20 protein-coding genes, 5 tRNA genes and 4 pseudogenes are annotated in these 25,194 nt (G+C 45.4%); 10 read left to right on the forward strand and 19 right to left on the reverse strand.

Features of this window, described 5'->3' with window-relative positions:
• Positions 1-30: 30 nt before the first annotated feature.
• Positions 31-2,074 (reverse strand): annotated as a pseudogene (gene prlC, locus AC0L66_RS00570) (oligopeptidase A).
• A 224-nt stretch (positions 2,075-2,298) separates the two neighbouring features.
• On the opposite strand from prlC, the gene AC0L66_RS00575 reads away from it, so the two are divergent.
• From AC0L66_RS00575 to AC0L66_RS00595, 5 genes and pseudogenes are all read left to right on the forward strand, one after another.
• The gene (locus AC0L66_RS00575) at positions 2,299-3,138 is read left to right on the forward strand and encodes a 23S rRNA (adenine(2030)-N(6))-methyltransferase RlmJ (RefSeq protein WP_473568063.1); all 840 of its coding nucleotides are present in this window, start codon (positions 2,299-2,301) and stop codon (positions 3,136-3,138) included.
• A 201-nt stretch (positions 3,139-3,339) separates the two neighbouring features.
• Positions 3,340-4,039 (forward strand): annotated as a pseudogene (locus AC0L66_RS00580) (glutathione S-transferase family protein).
• A 313-nt stretch (positions 4,040-4,352) separates the two neighbouring features.
• A pseudogene (gene gorA, locus AC0L66_RS00585) lies at positions 4,353-5,710 on the forward strand (glutathione-disulfide reductase).
• A gap of 270 nt (positions 5,711-5,980) precedes the next feature.
• The gene (locus AC0L66_RS00590) at positions 5,981-7,474 is read left to right on the forward strand and encodes a chitinase (protein WP_473568064.1); all 1,494 of its coding nucleotides are present in this window, start codon (positions 5,981-5,983) and stop codon (positions 7,472-7,474) included.
• A gap of 158 nt (positions 7,475-7,632) precedes the next feature.
• Entirely contained in the window at positions 7,633-8,649 is a 1,017-nt protein-coding gene (locus AC0L66_RS00595) for an acyltransferase (protein WP_265675137.1), read from the forward strand.
• A 31-nt stretch (positions 8,650-8,680) separates the two neighbouring features.
• Here AC0L66_RS00595 and AC0L66_RS00600 read toward each other — a convergent pair whose 3' ends face one another.
• From AC0L66_RS00600 to AC0L66_RS00655, 12 genes and pseudogenes are all read right to left on the reverse strand, one after another.
• A complete protein-coding gene (locus AC0L66_RS00600) occupies positions 8,681-9,640 on the reverse strand; it encodes an SPOR domain-containing protein (protein ID WP_473568066.1) in 960 nt (319 codons plus the stop codon).
• A 125-nt stretch (positions 9,641-9,765) separates the two neighbouring features.
• A pseudogene (locus AC0L66_RS00605) lies at positions 9,766-10,712 on the reverse strand (ABC transporter permease).
• 2 nt (positions 10,713-10,714) lie between these two features.
• Positions 10,715-11,692 (reverse strand): ABC transporter permease, encoded by a 978-nt coding sequence (locus tag AC0L66_RS00610; RefSeq protein WP_265675134.1) that lies wholly within the window; start codon positions 11,690-11,692, stop codon positions 10,715-10,717.
• A 148-nt stretch (positions 11,693-11,840) separates the two neighbouring features.
• On the reverse strand, positions 11,841-13,394 hold the full coding sequence (locus AC0L66_RS00615) for an ABC transporter substrate-binding protein (protein ID WP_265675133.1): 1,554 nt from the start codon (positions 13,392-13,394) through the stop codon (positions 11,841-11,843).
• Between the two features lie 90 nt (positions 13,395-13,484).
• Positions 13,485-15,203, reverse strand: a complete 1,719-nt coding sequence (locus AC0L66_RS00620; protein WP_473568068.1) for a dipeptide ABC transporter ATP-binding protein — start codon at positions 15,201-15,203, stop codon at positions 13,485-13,487.
• 630 nt (positions 15,204-15,833) lie between these two features.
• The gene (locus tag AC0L66_RS00625; RefSeq protein ID WP_473568070.1) at positions 15,834-16,391 is read right to left on the reverse strand and encodes a hypothetical protein; all 558 of its coding nucleotides are present in this window, start codon (positions 16,389-16,391) and stop codon (positions 15,834-15,836) included.
• Positions 16,392-16,444: 53 nt separating this feature from the next.
• Complete coding sequence (locus AC0L66_RS00630; protein WP_473568071.1) at positions 16,445-17,470, reverse strand: hypothetical protein; 1,026 nt, start codon at positions 17,468-17,470, stop codon at positions 16,445-16,447.
• Between the two features lie 150 nt (positions 17,471-17,620).
• Positions 17,621-18,013, reverse strand: coding sequence for a hypothetical protein (locus AC0L66_RS00635; protein WP_265675129.1), 393 nt, complete (start codon positions 18,011-18,013; stop codon positions 17,621-17,623).
• A gap of 94 nt (positions 18,014-18,107) precedes the next feature.
• Entirely contained in the window at positions 18,108-18,773 is a 666-nt protein-coding gene (locus tag AC0L66_RS00640) for a hypothetical protein (protein WP_473568073.1), read from the reverse strand.
• A 7-nt stretch (positions 18,774-18,780) separates the two neighbouring features.
• Positions 18,781-18,942 (reverse strand): LysR family transcriptional regulator, encoded by a 162-nt coding sequence (locus tag AC0L66_RS00645; protein ID WP_473568075.1) that lies wholly within the window; start codon positions 18,940-18,942, stop codon positions 18,781-18,783.
• Positions 18,939-19,328, reverse strand: a complete 390-nt coding sequence (locus tag AC0L66_RS00650; RefSeq protein ID WP_473568076.1) for a hypothetical protein — start codon at positions 19,326-19,328, stop codon at positions 18,939-18,941. The genes AC0L66_RS00645 and AC0L66_RS00650 overlap by 4 nt, the downstream gene beginning before the upstream one ends.
• A gap of 11 nt (positions 19,329-19,339) precedes the next feature.
• The gene (locus AC0L66_RS00655) at positions 19,340-19,816 is read right to left on the reverse strand and encodes a LysR family transcriptional regulator (RefSeq protein WP_473568078.1); all 477 of its coding nucleotides are present in this window, start codon (positions 19,814-19,816) and stop codon (positions 19,340-19,342) included.
• A 158-nt stretch (positions 19,817-19,974) separates the two neighbouring features.
• Here AC0L66_RS00655 and AC0L66_RS00660 point away from each other — a divergent pair, with 158 nt between their 5' ends.
• The 4 genes from AC0L66_RS00660 (at position 19,975) to AC0L66_RS00675 (ending at position 21,532) form a co-directional block, all read left to right on the forward strand.
• A complete protein-coding gene (locus AC0L66_RS00660) occupies positions 19,975-20,169 on the forward strand; it encodes a LysR family transcriptional regulator (RefSeq protein ID WP_473568080.1) in 195 nt (64 codons plus the stop codon).
• Positions 20,136-20,825, forward strand: coding sequence for a LysR family transcriptional regulator (locus tag AC0L66_RS00665; protein ID WP_473568082.1), 690 nt, complete (start codon positions 20,136-20,138; stop codon positions 20,823-20,825). Before AC0L66_RS00660 ends, AC0L66_RS00665 begins: the two co-directional genes overlap by 34 nt.
• 121 nt (positions 20,826-20,946) lie before the next feature.
• Positions 20,947-21,333: an outer membrane beta-barrel protein gene (locus tag AC0L66_RS00670; RefSeq protein WP_473568083.1), complete on the forward strand. Its 387-nt coding sequence runs from the start codon at positions 20,947-20,949 to the stop codon at positions 21,331-21,333.
• The gene (locus AC0L66_RS00675) at positions 21,296-21,532 is read left to right on the forward strand and encodes an outer membrane protein (protein ID WP_473568085.1); all 237 of its coding nucleotides are present in this window, start codon (positions 21,296-21,298) and stop codon (positions 21,530-21,532) included. Before AC0L66_RS00670 ends, AC0L66_RS00675 begins: the two co-directional genes overlap by 38 nt.
• 241 nt (positions 21,533-21,773) lie before the next feature.
• On the opposite strand, the gene AC0L66_RS00680 is transcribed toward AC0L66_RS00675, so the two are convergent.
• The 5 genes from AC0L66_RS00680 to AC0L66_RS00700 form a co-directional block, all read right to left on the reverse strand.
• Positions 21,774-21,850: transfer RNA gene (locus tag AC0L66_RS00680), tRNA-Pro, on the reverse strand.
• Positions 21,851-21,901: 51 nt separating this feature from the next.
• A tRNA-His gene (locus tag AC0L66_RS00685) sits at positions 21,902-21,977 on the reverse strand.
• Between the two features lie 44 nt (positions 21,978-22,021).
• A tRNA-Pro gene (locus AC0L66_RS00690) sits at positions 22,022-22,098 on the reverse strand.
• Between the two features lie 68 nt (positions 22,099-22,166).
• A tRNA-His gene (locus AC0L66_RS00695) sits at positions 22,167-22,242 on the reverse strand.
• A gap of 32 nt (positions 22,243-22,274) precedes the next feature.
• Positions 22,275-22,351: transfer RNA gene (locus AC0L66_RS00700), tRNA-Arg, on the reverse strand.
• Positions 22,352-22,651: 300 nt separating this feature from the next.
• Here AC0L66_RS00700 and AC0L66_RS00705 point away from each other — a divergent pair.
• A complete protein-coding gene (locus tag AC0L66_RS00705; protein ID WP_265675124.1) occupies positions 22,652-23,065 on the forward strand; it encodes a c-type cytochrome in 414 nt (137 codons plus the stop codon).
• A 78-nt stretch (positions 23,066-23,143) separates the two neighbouring features.
• Here the strand turns inward: AC0L66_RS00705 and rep are convergent, their stop codons facing one another.
• Positions 23,144-25,162 (reverse strand): DNA helicase Rep, encoded by a 2,019-nt coding sequence (rep, locus tag AC0L66_RS00710; protein ID WP_265675123.1) that lies wholly within the window; start codon positions 25,160-25,162, stop codon positions 23,144-23,146.
• Positions 25,163-25,194: the final 32 nt, after the last annotated feature.

Raw genomic sequence — 25,194 nt, forward strand, 5'->3', positions numbered from 1 at the left:
AGAGGCTTTGTCATTTAGTCATAGTGTGTTTTAGGCGCTGATGCCAGAATGACGCAGTAGCGCATCAATTTGAGGCTCTCGACCTCGGAATCGTTTAAACAGCTCCATCGGCTCTTCACTTCCGCCCATTTCTAAAATGTTATTCAAGAAGCTTTGTCCGGTTTCTTTATTAAAAATACCGTCCTCTTCAAAGCGTGAATACGCATCGGACGAGAGGACTTCCGCCCACAAATAGCTGTAGTATCCCGCACTATAGCCACCAGCAAAAATATGGCTGAAGCTATGAGAGAAACGGTTCCACTCTAGGCTTGGTAACACCCCAACTTTAGACTTAACATTGGCTAACGTTTCCAGCACACGCGCACCGATTTCTGGGTCATATTCCGTGTGCAACGTAAAGTCGAACAAGCCAAATTCAAGCTGACGTAGAATAAACATAGCGGATTGGAAGTTTTTCGCGGCCAGCATTTTATCTAGCATGGCTTTTGGCAGCGGCTCACCCGTTTCATAATGCCCAGAGATAAACGACAGCGCTTCTTCTTCCCAACACCAGTTTTCTAAAAACTGGCTTGGTAATTCAACCGCATCCCAAGGCACGCCATTAATACCAGACACTGCACCAGTTTCAATCTGAGTCAGCATGTGGTGAATACCGTGTCCCGTTTCATGGAATAACGTCACGACTTCATCATGAGTAAACAGCGCAGGCTTATCGCCGACCGGTTTTATTAAAGTTACATGTTAGGTAGGCAACGGGGGTTTGCAGCTCTCCTGCAAGATTAGTGCGTCGTACACGGCACTCATCCATCCATGCGCCGCCACGTTTGTGCTCTCGCGCATAGAGATCTAAATAGAAGCTACCGCGTAGCGTGTTTGAGGCGTCAAAGATATCAAAGAATCGCACAGACTCGTGCCATGTATCGATGCCCTCACGCTCTTGTACTTGCATGCCAAACACTCGATTCAGCACTTCAAACAAGCCACTCACCACTTTTGACTCTGGGAAGTAAGGGCGCAGTTCTTCATCAGAGAACTGGAACAAGTTTTGTTTTTGCTTCTCGCTGTAATACGCGATATCCCACAAGTTAAGCTCCGTCACACCGCACTCTTTTTGTGCAAACTGACGCAACTCTTCAACTTCACGCTCACCTTGCGGTTTAACTTTCGTCGCTAAATCGTTCAAGAAGCTAAGCACTTGTCCTGGGTTTTCAGCCATTTTAGTCGAGAGCGATTTTTCACTAAAGCTACTAAAGCCTAATAAACGCGCGATTTCATGGCGCAATTTAAGCTGTTCAGCAATAATTTCCGTGTTATCCCACTGCCCTGCTGTTGGACCACGGTCAGACGCGCGTGTGACATAAGCCTCGTACAGCTCTTTGCGCAGCGCTTCGTTATCACAGTAAGTCATCACCGGAAGGTACGATGGAATATCCAGCGTGAGTAGATAGCCATCAAGCTCTTTTGATTCTGCTGCAGCTTGCGCGGCCGCCAACGCCGATTCTGGCATCCCTGCGAGCTGTGCTTTGTCGGTAATATGCTTATTCCAGCCCATGGTGGCATCGAGCACATTGTTCGAAAATTGCGAGCCTAGCTCAGACATACGTTTACTGATCTCACCATAACGATGTTGCTCTGCCGCTGGAAGACCAATTCCCGACAATTCAAAGTCACGCAATGAATCTTGAATGGTCTTCTTTTGAGCCTGCGTTAATGTTGAATACGCATCGCTGGCCTTGATCGTTTTATACGCCTCGTATAACCCCTTATGTTGACCAACCCATGTGCCGTACTCAGACAAGATTGGCAGGCAGCTTTCATAAGCGTCACGAAGCTCATCGCTGTTCATCACCGAGTTCATGTGGCTGACAGGTGACCATAAGCGACTCAGACGATCGTCAATTTCATCAATGGGTGCAATCACGGAATCCCACGTTGGCGTCTCATTTTCTGCCAACACTTGATCGATTTTACTGCGGCACGCTTCAATCGCTTGCTCGACAGCCGGTTTTACGTGTTCTGGCTTAATCTGTGAAAAAGGAGGTAAGTCAGTAAAACTGATTAACGGATTAGACATGCAGCATCCCTTTTGAGTGTTTGGGTCCTTCACTTTCTCCTAAGAAGATAAGTGAGCGTAATTAATAGATAAATGTAGGCGATAATAGAAAAAATCAATAGCAACTCACCACTCATGACGTAGAGTGTGATTTTAATGATGCACAGTTTTCTGTCGGTTATCTGGGTATCAGCGCCAGATAGCGTTATAATCCGTGCATTCGACCTTTTAAGTGAGTCTTCATTTTGCTGAGCTATCGACACAGTTTCCACGCGGGCAACCACGCCGACGTCGTCAAACATATAGTACAAAGTCTTATCCTTAATTCCCTAAAAAACAAGGATAAGCCGTTCGTTTATCACGATACTCATTCGGGTGTAGGTCGCTACGACCTCACCCACGAGTGGTCGGAAAAAACTGGCGAATATAAGCAAGGCATCGCCCGTATTTGGGGGAATGCTGATATTCCAGAAGAGATGGCGTCTTACATTGAGTCAATCACTCAGCTTAACAATGACAGCACGCTGCGATACTACCCTGGCTCTCCTAGAGTCGCACGCGCTCACCTTCGCCCACAAGATCGCATGATGTTAACGGAGCTTCACCCAAGTGACTTCCCATTACTTGAGCAAGAGTTTCACCGCGATCGCCAAGTGAAAATATTTAAAGAAGATGGTTTTCAACGCCTTAAAGGTAGCCTTCCACCAGCAGAACGACGCGGTTTGGTCCTAATCGACCCACCTTACGAACTGGCGAAAGAGTACCGCGATGTCGTCACCGCCATTGCACAAAGCTATAAACGTTGGGCAACGGGTATTTATGCCATTTGGTATCCAGTGGTGAACCGTGTCGATATCGAAGACATGATTGAGGGACTACAAGGCTTAGGCATTCGTAAAATCCTGCAAATTGAGTTAGGCGTTTCGCCGGATACCAATGAGCGAGGCATGACCGCATCGGGAATGATTGTTGTCAACCCTCCGTGGATGTTAGAGCAGCAGATGAATGCCATCTTGCCTTATCTAAAAGATAAGATCGCCCCAGCGACGGGGCACTTTAACGTTGAATGGATTGTTCCTGAATAATCACGATTCAATCATTTGAACTGCATAAAGGCGTAATTTCTTGTTTTTAAAGATAAGATTGCGCCTTTTTTATCTCTCCCCCTCTGCTTTCCAACATTATTTCCACTTTATTGAAATTAATTTCGTCTTTTTCCGTTGCGCCTCGTCTTACTAGTGAAAGTACACCCGTACTCCCTATTATTAACCCTAGTGAGAAACCAAATGATTAAAATTGTTAGCTTTAAGATTTGTCCGTTTGTTCAACGAGTAACTGCTGCACTGGAAGCAAAACAGCTCCCTTATGAGATCGAGTACATCAGCCTAAAAGAAAAACCTCAATGGTTTCTCGATATCTCACCCAATGGTCAAGTCCCTGTTATGGTGACGGAATCTGGTATCAGTTTGTTTGAATCTGATGCCATCATCGAATACATCGAAGACGAATACGGCCCATTAGAGCAAGGGGTCACTAATGAACAGCGTGCATTAGACCGAGCATGGAGCTACTTAGGGTCTAAACACTATTTGCCGCAATGCGGCACGATGAGCAGTAAAGATAAAGCAACATTTGATGCTCGCGCGGAAAAACTGATAGCCGCTTTTACCAAAGCAGAAAACCAGCTTTCAGGTAAGTCTGCGTTCTTTAAATCGGATACGTTAAGTCATGTCGATCTCGCTTGGTTACCTTTACTCGCATCGTGCGTCAATCGTAAAACAGCACTCTGGCTTCGACTTTTTATGTGGTCTACCAAACATGCAAACTTGGCAGCACAACCTGCTCGCGACAGGGTTGGTTGAGAAAACGGTGTCTGACGATTTTCTAGCATTATTTGGTGATTTCTATCTGACCAATACCTATCTTGCGGATGGAAAAGATATACAAGCACAACGTGGTTGCGGCACTAGCCGTTGTTGCGGTTAATCCCATCAACAACGCTATGTCCTTTCTACGCCAATAACCATCAATATTAGAATGGACACCAAAATCCACCAGCCCTTGTAATAGCAAGGGCTGAGCAAGAATAAATCAACATTCTCTCAATACCTTTACCATTAATCGTTATTACTCATAATCAATGCCACTTTTTCCCATTGGCTAAAGTTGCTAGACTCGATTTATGATAGAGATAGCGATTCTTTAACAAAACATGACGGCTATATTGAGTTCAACGATGCTCACCCCAATGTTCTTGTTATAAACAAATCATAAAATTAATCAGCTTTCGGAGAACGTAATGGCGACTCATTTTGACTATATCTGTATTGGTGGCGGCAGCGGCGGTATTGCATCGGCAAACCGAGCATCAATGTACGGTGCTAAAGTTGCGCTAATTGAAGCGCAAGATCTTGGCGGCACTTGCGTCAACGTTGGTTGCGTACCAAAGAAAGTGATGTGGCATGGTGCTCAAGTAGCAGAAGCCATGAACCTATACGCTGAAGATTATGGCTTTGATGTTGAAGTGAAAGGCTTTGATTGGAGTAAACTGGTTGAGAATCGTCAAGCCTACATTGGTCGAATCCATCAGTCTTACGACCGTGTACTTGGTAATAACAACGTCCATGTCATCAAAGGATTTGCCAAATTTGTTGACGCTAAAACGGTAGAAGTAAATGGTGAGCACTATACCGCTGACCACATTCTTATCGCCGTTGGTGGTCGCCCAAGCATTCCAAACATTCCTGGTGCAGAGCACGGCATTGATTCAAACGGCTTCTTTGAGCTTAACGAACAACCAAAACGCGTCGCAGTGATTGGTGCTGGTTATATTGCCGTTGAAATCGCTGGCGTATTGCACGCACTAGGCACAGAAACGCATTTGTTCTGTCGTAAAGAATCCCCACTTCGCAGCTTTGACCCTATGATCATTGAAACCTTGGTTGAGGTAATGAACACTGAAGGTCCAACACTGCATACGCACTCTGTACCAAAAGAAGTCGTCAAAGAAGCCGATGGCAGCCTAACTCTCCATCTAGAAAACGGCAACACACAGAACGTTGATCAACTTATTTGGGCCATTGGCCGTCACCCAGCCACCGATGCCATTAACCTAAGTGCAACCTGACGTGGCAACCAATGACCGCGGTTACATCAAAGTAGATGAATACCAAACCACTAATGTTGAAGGCATTTACTGTGTCGGCGATATTATGGAAGGCGGTATCGAGTTAACTCCAGTGGCAGTAAAAGCTTAGTCGTCAATTGTCTGAGCGTCTGTTCAGCAACAAGCCTGACGCAAAAATGGATTACGACTTAGTGGCAACCGTGGTCTTTAGCCACCCACCTATTGGCACCATCGGTCTGACCACACAAGAAGCGGAAGAGAAGTACGGCAAAGATAACGTTAAGGTGTACACCTCTGGCTTCACAGCAATGTACACCGCAGTGACGAAGCACCGTCAGCCATGCAAAATGAAATTGGTCTGTGCAGGCCCTGAAGAAACCGTCGTGGGTCTCCACGGTATTGGTTTTACTGTCGATGAAATGATTCAAGGTTTTGCCGTTGCGATGAAGATGGGCGCAACCAAAGCGGACTTTGATGCGGTAGTAGCTATCCATCCTACGGGCTCGGAAGAGTTCGTTACCATGCGTTAAGCAACGCCTCTATAGCAGTTTTAAAGCCCAGCATGCTGCTGGGCTTTTTCGTTTTTGAAGCACCCCTCATCATCAAGCAATTATCTAAATCATCATTCAGTAATGCCTTGAGATGCCTCGCAAGGCGTACATTCGAAGCACAGAAATAATGGTTTTCACAGTTACTCGCACATAGCCTTTTCTGAAGAGTTTTGTGCTGACTATTTCTCATTGGTCAGCATGAGACTCTAACTTTTAGCGTCAACCCACTAATTAGAAAAGGAACATCATATGAACCTCCCTCACTGGTTACTCACAGTAGGTGCTGTAAGTACTAGCTTCACGTCTCTCGCCGTCACCCCCCAACCCGACCCACAAAACCCAACCGGATACGTATTACTGCGCTCTGAAGTGATAGCCAGCGAACAAGCACAAACGTCCGACCCTATGTATGCCGTGTGGGCGAATGCGTTAGCCACCGCGCCAAATAGCGCGGTCGACCTTATTGATGCTGGTGCGGCGAATAACCCAAGCAACGTAAAAAGAGCAGAACGCGTATTCCCTCGTAGTGAGTGGGATTTTTTAACCCAAATGGCAGCACCGGAATATACCTATCAACGCTTCTTACAAGCGATTGGTAAGTTTCCTGCTTTCTGTGGTGACTACACTGACGGGCGTAATGCGGACGCTATCTGTAAGCGCTCGATTGTGACCGCCTTTGCGCATTTTTCTCAAGAAACAGGCGGGCATATCGCCATTGATAATACTTGGGATAACCCACTAGCGCTGGAGGAGTGGCAGCAAGCTTTAGTCCATGTGCGCGAAATGGGCTGGTCAGAAGGGCAACCTGGTTACACGACTGGCTGCGGCCAAAATGACTGGCAAAATAAGCGCTGGCCATGTTCGCCAAACCAAGGCTACTTTGGTCGAGGCGCTAAGCAGCTCTCGTATCACTTCAATTACGGGGCATTTTCTGAAGTGATGTACGACGGTGATGCGACGGTCCTATTAAATAATCCCGCTTTAGTGGCTGACTCATGGCTCAATCTTGCCTCCGCTATTTGGTTTTTCTTAACCCCTCAAGCACCAAAACCGGCAATGCTACATGTGATTGATCGTACATGGATACCTTCTCAACGTGAAGGTGATGCGGGTATTGGCTATGGTTTTGGTACCACCATTAACATCATTAATGGCGGTATAGAGTGTGGTGCACAAAACAAAGATAAAGGACAACCCGTTAATCGTATTCGCTATTGGGAGGGGCTATCTGCTCACTACCAAATTCCAATTGAAGCCGATGAAGCCAATACCTGCTGGCAGCAAACCCCTTACGGTAGCCTGAATCTCAATGGTGCCACAGATGTGCTGTACACCAACTGGGAAGCAAGCTGGAAATACCATGCAGACCGCCCTGGTGGCGTATCCTTTGAGTGTAACCTCGTCGGTTATCAAACCGCCTACTCGGCTCTAGTTCCTGGTGACTATGAAAAATGTGTCACCAACTTCTTTGGCTCACACGCCAACTGGCCTGAAGTTCGCATAGTTGATGTCATCGATGGTGGAACTGGTGGAGGAACCGGAGGAGGGACCGATGGCGGCACTGATGGTAACTCCGGAGACACGCCAGTCGGCGTCATCACCTGGGAAACAGGAATCACCAACGTAAATGTGGGTGAGACTGTCATCCATAATGGGAAATGTTTCACGGCTAAAAACGCTCCAGGCGTATGGGAAACCCCGACACAATCCAACTGGTTTTGGGATGAAGTAGCCTGTCCTTAGGCTGTTGTACGAGCAGTGTTTTTACACTGCTCGTATTCCCTCGACCTAATGTGTTCGCGACATGCTGAAAATAATCACACAACTTTTATCAAACACCCCTATCCGTAGCCACATATATTTCTTATAGTTTTCTTTATGCTGTAAGGAGCAATGAACTCATGGACAAAAAACATATCTTTTTCTTTGATGTGATGCGATGCGTTGCCGCGCTGGCGGTCATTATCATCCACGCATTGGGACCCTATCGCCACGAACTCGGGCAAATCCCTATGGGCGAGTGGATCACGGCGATTACCTTCAATGGGTTCAGTCGCTGGGCGGTACCGGTGTTTATTTTGATCACAGGGGCATTGATGCTCAATGACCGACGTCCGTTTGATTTGAAATATTACCTATCACGTCGCTTAGGAAAAGTACTCATTCCCTTTATTGCTTGGTCGTTGTTTTATGCGTATTTGTCCGGCTGGACGATTGCCGGGTTTGATGCGGCAACAGTGAAAAATGTATTGGCTGAGAGCTACCATCATTCCACCTACTACCACCTAGGTTTTTTCTACTACTTTATACCGCTCTACGCCGCGATCCCATTTTTACAAATTTTTGTGCGCCGCTACAACGATAGCGCCCTGTATGCGTTGACCGGTGTGTGGTTACTCACCACTTTGTTATTTTTAATGCGCATTGATGGACCTTGGAGCGAGCAGTTTTGGCTGTACATGGGGCTATTACCGCTAGGCTACATCTTATTCCAAAAGCTGCCGATCAATAACACCACGGTGGTGATCGCGCTTATTCTTGGCTTAGGCGGAATGGCATTGGGGACTTACATGGTGATTGAAAATAGTATTGCCGCAGACCGTTACTCGGTTGGGCGTTGGTTCTCGTACAAAACCACCAATACCATTCTTGCTGCCAGCATGATTTTTATTCTGGCAAAAGCCTATGCCGATAAGATCCATGGCTCATTCAAAAAAGTGATTAGCGTTGTCAGCCAACACAGCTTAGGGATCTATATCCTTCATCCGTTGTTTTTATGGCCAATGAATGAACTCGCCCTGTACCAAGGTCACCCCATCGTGATGATTCCACTCTGGGTTATTATTAGTGGCAGTGGTGCACTATTCACGAGCTGGCTATTGTCTCGCAGCGCGAAAACTCGCTGGTTACTACCTTAAACTATCGCTCTACGAGCACGTTAACAGCGCCTTATTTGCCGACGCAAATGACATTGAGCAAGGTATTACTTTTTAGGGGTGATACCTTGCCATTAGTAAATAACCCTTTCTGACCATCCCCCCAATATGGCATCTGCATTGGCCACTGATTTTTCTGCATCACTTTGGCATTGAGTAGCTTTTGCCATTCACTTGAGTTAACTAAATGCATATTGAGATCGCCACATACTTTAATGGCTGCGCTGTAATCCATTCGATTCCACGCTTTATCATGTTCCATATAAAACTGGTGCTGACTGCCCGCTAAATAAGGTACAACATAGCGCTGGCTGCCAAGCTGGGTTTGTCGCCGTACTGATAAAGATGGTGACACAGACTTGGCTAGAGGCTGAATCGGTTTCACCTTATTGACACTCTTAGCCTGTTTTACGGTGGGCGAACCTATTGCCTGTGCAATAGGCTTAGCCATCGCTTTCATTGGCGGTTTTGGTGTCGATTTAGGGTACTTTTTAGGTTCACTCGCAGCGTGAGTAGCTTGCGGCTTTGAAGGGCCTACCTGACGAATAAAGGCATCTTGGTATCCCTTGATTGATTTAATGTTCGACAGCTCTTTCTTTAACAACTCAACGTCATAATAAGGGCCAATGAGACACCGCTGAACTTCGCCCTCAGGCTTCATCCACACATCCGTTGAAATCTCAGCATACAAGACTTTGGCTGCGTTCAATGACATGGGTTCATCCAATATGCCACACTGAATCCAATACACCGCTGTCTCCGTTTTCGGTACCGTTTGGCTCCAAATCCCCCTCCCTATAGGGCAATCCTGACTGAGTATGGGTAATTGGGTAGAGGAAGGCTGAGACGCATCACACAACACACCTGTCGCAGCGGCAGGCGCTGAAAAGGTACTAACAACAAATAACAAGGTACTCATGATTGCGCTTACCGATAGGCAATGTGATCCCTTAACACCATTTAAAGAGCTCATATACATCCTCAGAACACTCTAGATAAGACTGGCTAGTTTCCATAAGCGGCACTAATAAAAAGAGCCGCACTTATGTGCGACTCTTAGTGTAGTGAGGATTGGGATTAAAAATCAATCTCTCTAGATCACCCTTTGTAGATTTTCGGGTTAAATACGTCTCTTAACCAGTCACCTAATAGGTTGACCACTAGAACTAACGTAATCAACACAATGCCAGGGAAGACCGTAATCCACCACGAACCGGAGAAGATGTAGTTAAAGCCGATGCTAATCAACGAACCCAGTGAGGGTTGGTCAACGGGTAGGCCTAGGCCTAAGAACGACAGCGCTGCTTCCGACATAATGGCGTTAGCAATTTGTACCGTCGAGATCACTAGGATTGGCGACAGACAGTTTGGCAAAATATGACGGAACATGATTTTAGGTGCTTTAAAGCCCATCACTCGCGCTGCTTCTACATACTCTTTCTTTTTCTCGGCCAATACTGAAGCACGAATAGTACGAGCATATTGAGGCCATTCGGCTACCCCGATGATCACCACCAACATGGTCACCGCATACTGGCTATAAAACTCGGTACCAAAACTGGCCTTGAATATCGCCGATACAATGATCGCCACCATCATGGTCGAAAACGACAACTGCACATCGGCAAAACGCATCAAGAAGCTATCAACACGACCACCAAAGTAACCCGCGGACAAGCCAATGATAATACCTAAAAATAGTTGTAGACCAACCGCAAGGAAACCAATCGTCAACGAAAGGCGTGAACCATAAAGGATGGTCGATAAAATATCACGACCTTGGTCATCGGTACCTAAGACGAAATTCGAATCACCATCTTCCATCCAAGACGGAGGAAGCTCTGAATCCATAATATCAATCGAACTGAGATCATAAGGGTCAGCGCGATTGCGATAAGTGGCGCGGCTAACGCCATCACCAAGAAAAACATAAAAATAGTAAAACTCGTCATCGCGACTTTATCGCGCTTAAAGTAGTACAAGAAATCTGATTGCTTAAAACGTTCCCAAGCGGAAGGAACTGTTGCTACATTTGCTTGGCTCATGACTACGCTCCTTTTCCAGTTAGGTTGACAGTTGGGTTAATTAATCCATACAGAAGATCGACGATGGTGTTCGTCACCACGAAGATCAAGCCAACAAAGATAACGTATGCCGTGATCAGCGGAGTATCCACACGGTTAATGGCTTCTAGGAAAAGAAAACCTGTGCCTGGCCACTGGAACACTGTCTCAGTCAAAATGGTGTATGCCACCATGGTGCCGATTTGGACACCACCAACCGTTAACACTGGTAACATGGTGTTTTTCAGAGCATGTTGGTAATAGATTTTGCGTAAAGGTAGCCCTTTGGCTTTAGCAAACTTAATGTATTCTGAACTCAGTACTTCCAGCATTTCAGAGCGTACTAGACGAATAAATAGCGGCAACATAATCGACGCCAATGCGACACATGGCAGGACCAAGTGCTTAATGCCATCAATCGTAAAGAAGCCTGACTGCCATCCAAGAACGTTAGCGGTTTCACCTCGACCAAATGAAGGTAACCAGCCTAATTCAATGGAGAAAACGTACATCAGCATAATCGCGGTTAGGAAAACCGGGATAGAAATACCAATACTACTCCCTGCCATCACGAGCTTTGTGAAAAAGCTTTTAGGGTGTATTGCTGAATAGACGCCTAATGGTATTGATAGGCAGATAATGATTAACGTCGCGCCGAACACCAGTTCGAGAGTCGCCACCAGCTTGTCAAGAATGACATCTACGGCAGGACGTTTGAAAAAGTATGATGTGCCGAGATCACCTTGCAGTGCCGCACCAATAAAACGTGTGTATTTTGTAACGAAAGGATCGTTGAGGCCTAACTCATCACGCAGTGCTTGACGCTCTGCTTCCGAAACCGACTGACCTACAAGCTCACGCAGCGGATCACCCAGGTTATCCTGAATGGCAAATGCCACCAAACTGATCACAAACATCACTATCAGTGCCTGAAACAGGCGCTTGACCAGAAACGAAAACATCCCTTGCCCCTTAACTATCCATATGTCTCTGTGACGAGAACTTATTCAGTCTTAAAATCCACTTAGTCCGACTGAAATAAAACTAAGCAGTATAAAGCGAACAAAGAGGGGAAGGCTTTCCCCTCTTATCAACGTGTACTAAACGAGATTATTCAACCACTAGGTCGCCAAAGTAAGGCATAACCATTGGGTTTACGATGTCTGCTGCTTTCACGTTAGACTTCGCGCCCCACGCTTCACTTTGCCAGTGAAGAGGAACAAATGCTGCGTCGTTATACAGTGTTGCTTCAACGCCTTTTAGCATTTCCGCACGCTTGGCAGGGTCAGTCTCTACGTTTGCAGCTTCAACCACGGCATCCATTTCTGGGTTTGAGTAGTGACCACAGTTGTATTGACCACGACCTGTCTCTTCGTTACGAGTCATTGTTAAGAACTCATTGAAGTTCGCAGAATCTTCTGTATCTGAGTGCCAACCGATCATCATCATATCTGCAGAACAAAGGTCAAACTCAGGCCAGTACTGTGCTTTTGGCAACGTTTTCAGATCAACTTTGATGCCAATCTTAGACAACATCGCCGCCGCCGCTTGTGCCACTTTAGCGTCATTCACGTAACGGTTGTTTGGCGCCATCATAGAAAGAGTAAAGCCGTCTTCGTAGCCCGCTTCTTTCATTAGCTGTTTCGCTTTTTTCACGTCGTAACGTGGAACCAGCGCATCATCATGACCCACGTAACCTGCAGGGCTTTGTTGACCAGCCGCTGTTGCGAAGCCTTTCATGATTTTCTTAACGATGCCTTCGTTGTTGATTGCGTGCACAATCGCCTGACGAACGCGCACATCTTTCAATGCTTCGTTGCTGTTTTGGTTCATTTGGAACGTGATGATACGAGTACCAGGAAGCGTCACAAGATCGATACCGTCAGCCGATGCCACACGTTTGTGGTCATTTGGCGCAACCGGGTGAATCATGTCAACACCACCAGAAAGAAGCGCAGCAACACGTGTTGCATCTTCTTTGATTGGCACCAGTGTTAGCTTATCAACGTTACCTTTTGTTTCGGTATCCCAGTAATCAGCAAAGCGTTCGAAATCAACTTTAACGCCTTGCTCACGTGCCGTAACAACAAATGGACCTGTACCTGATACATGCGTAGAAGCAAACGAGTTACCGTGCTTCACGAGCTCAGATTTGTCTTTACCATCTTCCGTTTTACCTGAATAGAACTTGCTATCCATTGGGAAAATGTACGTTGCTGTTTGCAGTACGAGTGGGTAAGGACCTTTTGTCACTAGATCGAATGTGTAGTCGTCAACCTTAACGATTTTTTCATATGGGTCGAAGATTGCTTTGAAATCTGGTGAATTTTGTAGACGATCGAACGTCCAAACCACGTCATCAGCCGTCAATGCATTGCCAGAGTGGAATTTAACACCTTTACGAAGATTGAAACGAACCGTTGTGTCGTTAACACGTTCCCAGCTTTCCGCTAGGCGAGGTTCAAAGTCCATTTCTTGAGTAAAACGAACCAGTGGGTCAAACACCATGTGTGACATTTGCAGTGTACCACCAGACAATTGCTCATGCGGGTCTAGTGAAACTGGGTCAGCAGCGTAACCAACCTTGATGTCTGCTGCTAGGGTATTAAAGCTTAGGCCTGCGGCCATTAGCGCCACTGCTAGTTTGCTTTTCATGGTTCTCATATTTGCATAACTCCTTCATGCGGGGATCCGGATCCCGTAATTGTTGTGTTTGCTTCTGTTATCAAGTCCCAATAGGGATTTTTTATTGGCTTACGCCATTTTTGCGGTGTCTTCTCTTAAGCCTTTAAACTCAGGCATTAAGGAAATCAAATGCTGGCTGTACTCATGCTGAGGAGCGGTAAAGAGTTGCTCAGTTGGGGCAACCTCAAGCAATGTCCCCATCTGCATCACACCTACCCTGTCGCACATTTGGCGAATAACAGGCAAGTCATGACTGATAAACAGCATGGTTAGATTGAGCTCTTGTTGTAAATCTTTAAGTAGATTCAAGATTTGAGCCTGAACGGATACATCAAGTGCCGACGTAGGTTCATCACAAATCAATAGTCTTGGACGGGTTGCTAGCGCACGCGCAATAGAAATACGCTGACGTTGGCCACCAGAAAATTCATGTGGGTATTTCAACCCTGCCATTTTCCCAAGCCCAACATGCTCTAGCAGATCTTCAACGATTTGCTTGGTTTCATTCTCATTCGCCGTCAGCTTATGAAAACGAATAGGTTCGGCAACAATGTCGAAGACTTTCATACGGGGGTTCATCGAAGTGTACGGGTTTTGGAACACCATCTGCATTTGACGACGCATCGGACGACGCTCTTTTTCAGACTTCAATCCTGTAAGATCAATACCCTCAAAACTGACCTTGCCTGAATTCGGTGCATATAGCCCTGCAATCACACGCGCAATGGTTGATTTACCAGAACCAGACTCCCCCACTAAACCAAACGTTTCGCCTTCATGCACTTCAAAGCTGACATTATTAGACGCTTGCACGTATTCACGACGGCTTTCAAACAACGAATCTTTGGTGATAAATCGCAAGTTGACGTTTTCTACGTTCAACAATGGTCCCGTATACTCTCGCTGATCCTGGCTTTGCCCTAACCAGTGGTTCTTAATATCAAGAGGCTTCATTTCTTTCGCGTCTTCGATATAACTCACCAGCGGGAAACGTCCCAACTTAATATCAGAACGTGGCACGGCTGAAATAAGACTGCGTGTGTATGGATGATCTGGGTCTCCCAATACTTTTGCTGTCGCGCCAAATTCCACTAAGTCACCACGGTACATAACGGCAACACGATCGGTCACGTTAGAAACCACACCCATGTCATGCGTTACCAACATACAACCCACGTTGTTTTTGATACACAAGTCGCGAATCAAACCCAAAATTTGGTCTTGGATCGATACATCCAATGCCGTTGTTGGTTCATCCGCAATAATAAGGTCTGGCTCACCAGCCAAAGCAATGGCAATAACAACACGTTGTCTCATACCACCCGAAAACTGGTGTGGAAACTGCTTAAGACGATTTTCTGGTTGCGGGATGCCCACTTGATTCATTAGGTTAAGCGAGCGCTGATATGCTTCCTCATCCGATACGTCCATATTGGCGTGGATGGTCTCTTTTAATTGTTGCTCAACCGTGAACAGTGGATTGAGAGAGGTCATCGGGTCTTGGAAAATAAACCCAATTTTTGAACCACGGACTTTGCGCATGGCTTCCGGAGAAAGCCCTGATATTTTTTCACCATCCAAGAAAACATCGCCAGCCGCGACAACACCTGGAGGAGAAAGCAGATCAATAACCGCGTTACCAACCGTTGACTTACCAGCACCGGACTCCCCAACCACACCAACTATTTCGCCACGTTCAACATTGAACGACAAAGATTTAACCGCGGCATGTACCCCGTGGCGGGATGGGTATTCGATACGAAGATTTTTTACTTCTAATAATGACATTACCAGACCTCTACTGCTTTGGCAGTTTTCTGCCCCTGTCTGCAAAACTGAATCCATTCGTAGACAGCATTTTCTGCTGACTATTTATAAGGGCATCAATTTGGCAAATCTTTCACAGAAAAGCAACAAAAATAGGATAAAAATTCGAGATCAAGCAAATACAAAGCAGCATGGATACATATATATGCACTTTAATTACATATAGTAGTGCTTCAAACCAGATGAAAAGTTGATACTAGCTCCGAAAAATGTGCGGCAAAACGAAAATAAAACGCCAAGCTTCACGTTATTAGCAATATTAATGACCATAACGTATCGCATAGTTATTCCGGCCAGAATTTAACACACTAGAAACATAAGTATTAAATCACTCCGTAATACAGTACTAAAACCTAGTTTAAGACAACGCTGTTACGCATTACAGCCTAAATAATTTCATAAATTAGCACTTTATTCCGCTCTTGTTTGCAACATATCACCCCATAAGTTTTTAAATAAAAATCTGTATTTCACACGGTTTACAGCGTTAACGGCTATTTCTCATCAAAAGAGAATCGCGTAAATGTTATTCACTTGATTAAAGTTCACACAAATGACTGATTATTTTCGCGAGTAAATGGCTCAATGCCATTAGCATCGGTCACTATCTCCAAGGTCATCTGCGAGCAAGCCACTGAGGTTCGGCGATGTATCAAAGGAAAAAATAGCCTCTAATTTTCCCCAAAGTTGCTCTCCCGCCATAAATAAAGCCACGATAAAAGTCACATCACAAATGGCGCCGATCACCTGCCTAGATTCAACCCAAGCTGGAGACAAGAAAGGCAAATAAAACAGTGCAATATTCATAATAGGTCCCACAATCATCATTAACGCTAATCCCGAGTAATAGCCTAATTTTGTCGACTTGCGCTGCGGTTTTAGCTTTAGCACCTTTTCTACGACCCAATTTTTGATAACAAGTAGTCGGTCTTTACCAAGTAACATCACCGCAGCAAGCGTCGCGAGCTCAGGCACTCCGAAAATCATGGATCCGCTAAGCAGCGCTTTTGAACCACTGCCTATTTTTAAAGTTGAGATTACAGGGATCAATAATGGGCTAGCACAGGCAATAATCAGCATCAGCATACCCAGAAATAACCGAGCACTATCGACAAACCGATCCCGATACGTCGTTATATGTTTCTTCATTGTCACCACCAAAATTGCTCCAGCTATACAACTGGAGCATCATGAAAGGTTAGTTAAGAAAGCTCTCGGCGAGTAACCGATATTTTACAGCGGATACCACCACACAATTTTGCATGGTATTTAAAGGGCACGGTCACAGGCGTAATACCTTTCTCCGCAAGTTGTTGACACAGTATTGGAGCTTCCTCAGGCACTAAAATATGTTGCTCATCAAGCACCACCGCACAAGGCCCCGTCGCGAGCGCTTCCGCTCTATTGACCCAAATAACATCAAAGTCGCGCATAAATTCAGGTAACCCATTTGGGAATGACTCTTCATAAGCAATGACCAATTTGGGCCCAGCAACACACATCACGGCGAATAGATGATGAATACCCACGTCAGGAAGGTTGATAATACAAACCTGATAGCCATCATGTTCGAGCATACGTTTGACCCATTCAGCCCCACGCTGATTGGTGGAAGAAGGGCCTGTAGATACCAAGATTCGTCCGTCACCCAAGTTAAGCACATCTCCACCTTCATAGGCATAATCTCGCGACATCGTCGGTCTCGGCGCTGTGTAGTGTAAGATATTGCTGTCGTTGTCGATGAATGGTTGATGCAGCTCTCTGACTGGCGCTATGCTTGCCCAAGCGATATCGCTTGCCCATACATTCTCTAGCACATTCCGCCCCACGACCCACAGCGGCTCCGCTGCGAATATTTGAGTAAACACCGTAGAATTTTGGCAAAATTGTATTTCACTTTCGGATACACCTCGAGCATGAAGTACGTTCACATCAAAGCGCTGTAGTGCTTTTTCCAGGGCTTCAGTTTCACTCTTTAAGCCTGCGAGATAGTCTGGGTAAGCATCCGATAATAGCTGCCCGCCCGCTTTATCACACATTTCAAATAACTCAGGTTGCATGACACTCTGGTACGTGGCCTTAATATCGTCGGTTAATTTAGGCAAGCGCATATTGTCACTGTGACCCAAAATAACCTCTCGCAGTTTCCCATAGAGGTTAAACTCGCCATAGCTATCGTGAGTTTCAGCTGGTACATGTACTTTTTGGCTTACGCTTGATTTGGGCATGCTATCTCTCCGAACAAGATGATTTTAAAATAGAGAGTCCCTTCTCCAATGAACGAGTTAAGCGTAACGAATCAAAGTCGGCTTCAAAAATCAGTGTCTGAAACAAAATGGAACCACGGCACCGAAAGTAACGCCTTTCATGGGAGAGGATTAGTAAGAGGAAGGCATATCCTTACGCACCACCACTTGATAGTGAATATTGCTTCCATGTTCATCACTGATTTCAACGCCAGCTTCACTATTCACTTCAGTGATCATTGTCGGTAAAACGAGCTGGTTTTGATCTTGTGGGTGGCTTAGTGACTGTTCGACCACGACAAAGTGCAATGTGGCTATATCGTCATTCACACTCGATTGACTATACAATATGACTTGTGTGGTCTCATTTTTCTTGATGACTTGTCTATCTTGTAGCCCTATCTCAACTTTGCCTTGATAAACACCGCGGATCATTAAATTCAATTCCGTGACATATTGAGCGTAGACACTAGGGGAAATAGAAACCACCATCATTACCGCTAAGCGTATAAGCCTTCTCGCCATAGTCACACTCCTTTTTCATTATGTGCCAAGTAAGAGTAAAGGGCTTTCAACGAAAGTAAATACCATATGTGTCATCACTTTATGACACTGGGGACTAGGTATTAAGCGCAAAAGACTGACTGACTTGCTGCATTTTTTCCACCAGCTTCAATTCAGTATTAGCATCACTTTGCCAGATCAATTGGTAACTTAGCTTCGTAGACACTCGCTCAGTAAGTACGAGTTCATGGCCCGCTAGAGCTTCCTCAACCTCCCCTTTTGGCAACCAACCAATCCCATAAAACTCACGCATCGCACTTAACATATCTTGAGGTCGATTAAACGAGATTGCATTTAACGAACTGTCGCTCTCTGAACACCATAACGGCCGCCCCTGACTTCCGTGCACAAACATCTGTCGATGAGCTCGCCCTGATTGCTCTGGCGCTTGTACCTCGACAAATTCACGCCAACCAACCGATTTATATTGAAGGTGAGAGGGTAAGTGCGTAAAAGGTTGAGTGATCGCTATATCGATTTTTTGTTGGATCAATAATTTCTGTATCGCATGTGTATCGACTCGAAATAAATCCAAACTACGCAATGGATTTTCTCGTAATAGCAGTAGCGAAATATCGACCACCTCATAAAAAGACAGACCATAGTCAAAACACACGCTCAATTTTTTGACACGACTTCGGCTAGAAAACGCGTCTGTTAGTTCCAAGATATTCACTAATTCCGTTGCCCGTTTTAAAAATCGCTCTCCAAAACGACTCAACTTTACTCTATCGACTTCCCTGAGCAAAGAGTTCACCGTCAAGACTAATCTCTAAGCGTCTAATGCTCGCAGTGATAGCTGGTTGAGATTTCCCTAAAGCACGTGCCGCGCTTCTCATGCTGCCATGATGGGCAACAGCAACAAACGTTCGGATCTGATCGATGGTCATTGCTGTGCCTCTTGTTGTTGGGATTTATGCATGGCCCAGCCATTGAGCTTTTCCAGCAATTCACTTTTCGCGAGGTGATCACTCCAGAACACCAAGACGCCCCATGCTGCCTTTAAATGAGGCTCATCCTTGACGCTCATTGTCTCTGTTAAATCTATATTGCCAAGAACTGACGATAAATGGCTGGGTACTTTAGCCAAAATAGCCGAAGCCAGATGGTAATCGCTGACTCGAATTTGCCATGGGCAAGGATAGTCAAAACGTTTATAAATAGGTACATCGACTCGATTGGGATGTGAAAGAGACAACTGTGGCAGACTCAATAGCAGACCACTGTCCAAGCGAAGTGGGCCATCAAAAGAGTCAAGCTGTGGACTATTTGTCACTAAATAGCTTTCTATGTGACCGATAGAAAAAAATTGCTCGTTTCAGGCCAAGGCAAATCCGCTAACGTCACAACCCAGTCTACACGCTGCTGATTAAATGCCGTAATTAGCTCATCACTTGGTAACGAATAAAACTGACAACGAATATCAAGATCCATCACGCTCCAAAGCAGCTCCTTCATCCAGTGCCGTGGCAACTGGCTATCAATCCCTATAGATACTTGACTCGGTGAGACCTGGACGGCGGAGTTCTTTAATTCATAATAACTCGCCACGACCGCCTCAGCCCAAGGCAGTAAGGCTTGCCCTTTTTCTGACAACTGTCGCTTTGCCGTATTTTCAACGAATAGCCTGCCCCAACGAGCTTCAAGGCTTTGAATAGCCAACGTAACCGGACCGTGAGTTTTACCTAACTTTTCTGCTGCAGCTACCACAGAGCCTACCTGAGCGACGGCGACGAAACTTTCTAACTGTTCGATAGATGCCAAGTGATAACCTTTTAAACCATAAACAATAGATATTAGTTTATCAAAGATAATTAACATACTCGCAGCTTTCAAGGAGTGGGCTTATTTTTGCTGAGATATCAGGTACGGAGCACTTTGATCATCTAGCACTGTAATAAACGAATTGAATAAGGGTCACCATGAACATTAATGCAATCAAAGCTTTTGTCATTACCACCGAACTTGGGTCTATCTCTGCGGCAGCCAAAGCCATGAACAAAGGTCGCGTCCAAGTCAGTCAATGGATAGCGAATCTCGAGCTCGACTGGGGAATTGAACTGTTTGACCGTGCGGGTCATGTTTGGCTCTTACCGAGCAAGGGCAAGCACTCCTAGATAAAGCATCATCAATCCTAAGACTGTCTGAAAAGCTTGAATCGCAAGTCGAGAAAATTAACGGCTCCGGTACGGATCGAATTCGACTTGGGATCACGACTTTTATCGACCCAAAGATAGTTTCTCTGCTTATTCACCAATTGCGCGAGATAGAACCTGGTATAGAGCTTCAGATTGAGTGTGCAACCTGTGATGACCTAATGGCTTCAGAGCAATACGACTTCATCATCAGCCACTACCCCTATAGTGGAATCGGACAGTGGGAGTTTATGAATGTTACCCAACGTCAGTTTGTTTCTGTCTGCGCACCAGGGCATCCAATAGCCCAACTCGACGAAGTATCCACAGATCAGCTTAGTCAGCACCTCGCGATTGTGATTACCCAACAACAAAATGAATCCGTATGGAGCAACTATAAGTTTGACCACTTGTCCGTCAATAACCTCACCACTGTCAAACAGTTAGCCAAAGACGGTATCGGTTGGATTAGCGTTGATCAGGATTCAATTAAAAATGAACTCAATAACAATGAACTGGTCATCATCAATCATCGCGAGGCCATTCAGCGCAACAAATTTGGCCTAGGATATCGCGATTCAGACCACTCACTCGGCATCCGAGAAATCATCTACAACGTACTCTGCCAGCATGTTTAGTGCCAGCCCCGTCTCCGTATCGAACCTAGACAGTGTCTGATTTTTGAATAACTGCACCTTTAAATATCATACGCATCGACATACACGATAAGGTCAACAGACCAAATTTAATGAGGAAAACATGAAAAAAGTAACGTTAAAAACCGCCACCGCCCTAGCTTTAGTCACCGCTATCTCTGCACCAGTCTTAGCATCAAGTGACTCTGGTTTCTATGTGGGTACGTATTTGGGTGCCATGTCAGCATCAAACACAGATACATCCACCATTAATCCACCTACCAACCCAGGCACAAGCACTGATTATAAAGTTAAAGGCAATTTTCGCTCACTAGGCCTTAAGGCCGGTTATGACTTTAACTCAATGTTTGGCGCCGAACTTCGCCATAGTCGCGACAGCGGTAAAATAGAGACAAATGGGCAAGGTTTAGCGGTTGATCATCAAACAGGTATTTACGGAAAAATGAAATTCAATGTCTCTGACAGCATTGAGCTCTATGGCCTTGCTTGACGTTAATAACATTCGCTTAAAACAAGCTGGCCTTGCCGAAAACAGCAATAAAAAAACCATTAACTCATTTTCTTACGGTGTGGGGGCTCAGTACAACTTCACTAATTCCCTTGGTGCCAATGTTGAATTAATGAAACTATCAAACCACAAGCATTTTGATGCCCAGTCCATCAATTTAGGTCTAAGCTACAAGTTCTAGCTTCCATTTAACTTACCAAGTTTGCACGGATGCAACTTGTTTCGTTTATAGCGGTATTTCCCACTGCCCAACAGCTACCAATCACGTTTCTTCACTCCGTAAAGTACCCCTACATTTAGCAAGAACACCGCAGATAGCTTCACACGTCTTCCAACCCCGATCAGAATGCAGCTTGTTTCTCGCTTCGTCATCAAATTTCAGACGAAAAAAAACCTCGTCTTTCGACGAGGTTTCTTAATGGTGGTCGGTGAAGAGGGATTCGAACCCCCGACCCTCTGGTCCCAAACCAGATGCGCTACCAAGCTGCGCTATTCACCGACAATGTTTTCTACGATAATATCGTAAGAGGAAGCGATGCTACCTAATTAATGGGGTGGCTAACGAGATTCGAACTCGCGACCACCGGAATCACAATCCAGGGCTCTACCAACTGAGCTATAGCCACCACTAATTTTGCTTGGTTAAAGCACTAAGCTTTAACTGAAATAGTGGTCGGTGAAGAGGGATTCGAACCCCCGACCCTCTGGTCCCAAACCAGATGCGCTACCAAGCTGCGCTATTCACCGACAATGTTCTTTCGAACGTTTCGTCCCGATTGTAACAATCGAAACTGGAAACCGAGGTTACCAAATAATGGGGTGGCTAACGAGATTCGAACTCGCGACCACCGGAATCACAATCCAGGGCTCTACCAACTGAGCTATAGCCACCATTATATCTTTCGCCAATTTGTTAATCCGGATGGCGCGCCTGAAAGGATTCGAACCTTCGACCTTTGGCTCCGGAGGCCAACGCTCTATCCAGCTGAGCTACAGGCGCATGCCCTATCGGCGGAGTGGAATAATACGGATATCACACTATGGCGTAAAGCACTTTTTTACTTTTTTTTATTGTTTGCCGTCTTTTTCAGCAGTTATTGGCTTAAAAGAACCAGTATGCGATGTGATTCACCCCGTGAAGCTGAAAACTTGTTGTTTATTGCAACAAGTTAACAGGATATAATCACCCAATATTTACATTGATTTAACAGCCGTTAAGTCTCAATGCAGAATAAACCTAGAATCATAATAAACCCAAGCAAGCTACGACTTGCCACCTTTGGATAGTAAAGTGAGTTTAATGGATATGTCTCGTCAAATCTTAACGGTGTTGTGCGCCGCTCTAACTTTTTCTACCGCTAGCTTTGCAGCGGATGTCAACCAAGCTGAATACGATGCCATTGCTGAACGTATTAAGCCAGTTGGAAATGTATACCTAGCAGGCAGTGAACCTGTAGTAGCAGAACCAACAGGACCTAGGGACGGTGCCGCTGTTTATGGCATGTTCTGTACCGCTTGCCACTCTACAGGCATTAGCGGCGCCCCTAAAACGGGTGACGCTGCAGATTGGGCTCCACGAATCGCCCAAGGTAAGGATGTACTAAAAGACCACGCAATTAATGGTTTCAACGCCATGCCAGCGAAAGGGTCATGTATGGACTGCTCAGATGACGAGATTGTCGATGCAATCGAACATATGATTGCTGGTTTATAGGCAAAATAAAAAGGCAGCTCCACGGAGCTGCCTTTTGCTTCTTGATGCTCCCCTTTTTTGTCAATAAGGGAAGCCATGCTATTTTTTGTTAAACATGGCCCGAATGTTGGCGATGTGTGTTTGACCTTTTTCCATTCTTTCTTCTTGTGATACAGGCTTTTTGGTTTGCTCCCAGTCCACATCGTCAAAAGGCAGCTCGTCAAGAAAACGGCTGTGTTCTGGTTTAATGAGCTCTCCATACTGCCGTCTTTCTTTACACAACGAAAACGTCAGTTCTTTTTGCGCTCGAGTAATACCGACATACATCAAACGACGCTCTTCTTCGACATTCTCTTCATCAATACTGGTTTGGTGAGGCAAAATACCTTCTTCTGTACCCAGTAAGTAGACGTAAGGAAATTCGAGTCCTTTCGATGAATGCAATGTCATTAACTGAACCGCATCGCTGTCATCGTCATCTTCACCACGCTCCATCATGTCTCGCAGAGTTAAGCGCTGCACCACTTCTTTCAGCGATTTCTCTTCTTTGTCATAGTTGTCCCCTTCTAGGTCAGCGACAATCCACGAGTAAAGGTCAGACACGTTCTTCATGCGCATTTCTGCAGCCTTTGCACTTGAGGAGGTTTCATACAGCCAATCTTCGTATTTAATATCACGCACCAGTGATCGAACCGCTTCAACCGTATTCCCTCGCTCAGCATTATCACTAATCTTCACTATCCATTGAGTAAAGCGGCGCAGATTTTCTAGCCCTCGCCCTGACAAGTGATGTTCCAACCCCAGTTCAAAGCTTGCCTCAAACAAGCTTTTGCCACGCATATTGGCGTAACTGCCTAGCTTCTGTAGGGTAACAGGACCAATTTCACGTCGCGGCGTATTCACAATACGCAAGAAAGCATTATCATCAGCTGGGTTCACTAAAATTCGCAGATAAGCCATGATGTCCTTTATTTCTGCGCGTGCAAAAAACGACGTGCCGCCTGAAATTTTGTATGGCACCCGGTTTTGCATCAATACCTTTTCAATCAGTCTCGATTGATGGTTTCCTCGGTACAAAATGGCATAATCTTTATAATTGGTTCGATTGACAAAACGATGACCAATCAACTCACCCGTGATGCGCTCTGCTTCATGATCTTCATTTTTAGCTTTTAATACTTTTAGCTTTTCACCATCAGGAATTTCGGAAAATAGCGATTTATCAAAAATATGCGGGTTATTCGCAATTAAGATATTCGCCGCACGCAAGATTCGACTCGTTGAACGATAATTTTGCTCGAGCTTGACTACCTTTAAGCTCGGAAAGTCTTTACTCAATAAGATAAGGTTTTGTGGTTTCGCCCCTCGCCAAGAGTATATCGATTGGTCGTCATCACCCACGACAGTAAACCGAGAACGCTCACCTACCAGTAATTTCACCAATTCATATTGGCTAGTATTGGTATCTTGGTATTCATCCACTAAAAGATACTGGATTTTTCTCTGCCAACGCTGACGCACTTCTTCATTATTTTTTAACAGTAGAACGGGCATCGCAATCAGATCATCAAAATCCAATGCGTTATATGCTTTCATTTGTTCTAGATACATTTCGTAGCAAAAAGCAAAGAGTTGCTCTTGCTCTGAGCGAGCGGCTCCTTTGACATGTTCTGCCGATAACATGTCATTCTTCCAGTTTGAAATAGCACTCATCAGGGAACGTAACAGATCTTTATCACCGTCAAGCTGCTGCTCTGTGAGCTCTTTCAATAGTGCGAGCTGATCCTGATCGTCGAATAACGAAAAACCGGCCTTGAGACCCAGCGCTTTGTACTCTCGACGAATAATGTTGAGACCCATGGTGTGAAAGGTCGACACGAGTAACCCTTTGGACTCATTTTTCCCCAACGTCTGGCCAACTCGCTCTTTCATTTCTCGAGCCGCTTTATTGGTAAAGGTCACTGCCGCGATATTTCTCGCCTTGTAACCACAGTTTTGTACCAAATGAGCTATCTTATTAGTAATCACACGAGTTTTACCCGAACCTGCGCCAGCAAGAACGAGACAAGGTCCAGAGACGTATTTTACAGCCATATCTTGCTGTGGATTCAGCTTCATTATTGCACTCACTACTACGGATTTGTAACGGG

The organism is Vibrio sp. GJ43-1 (assembly GCF_055808835.1).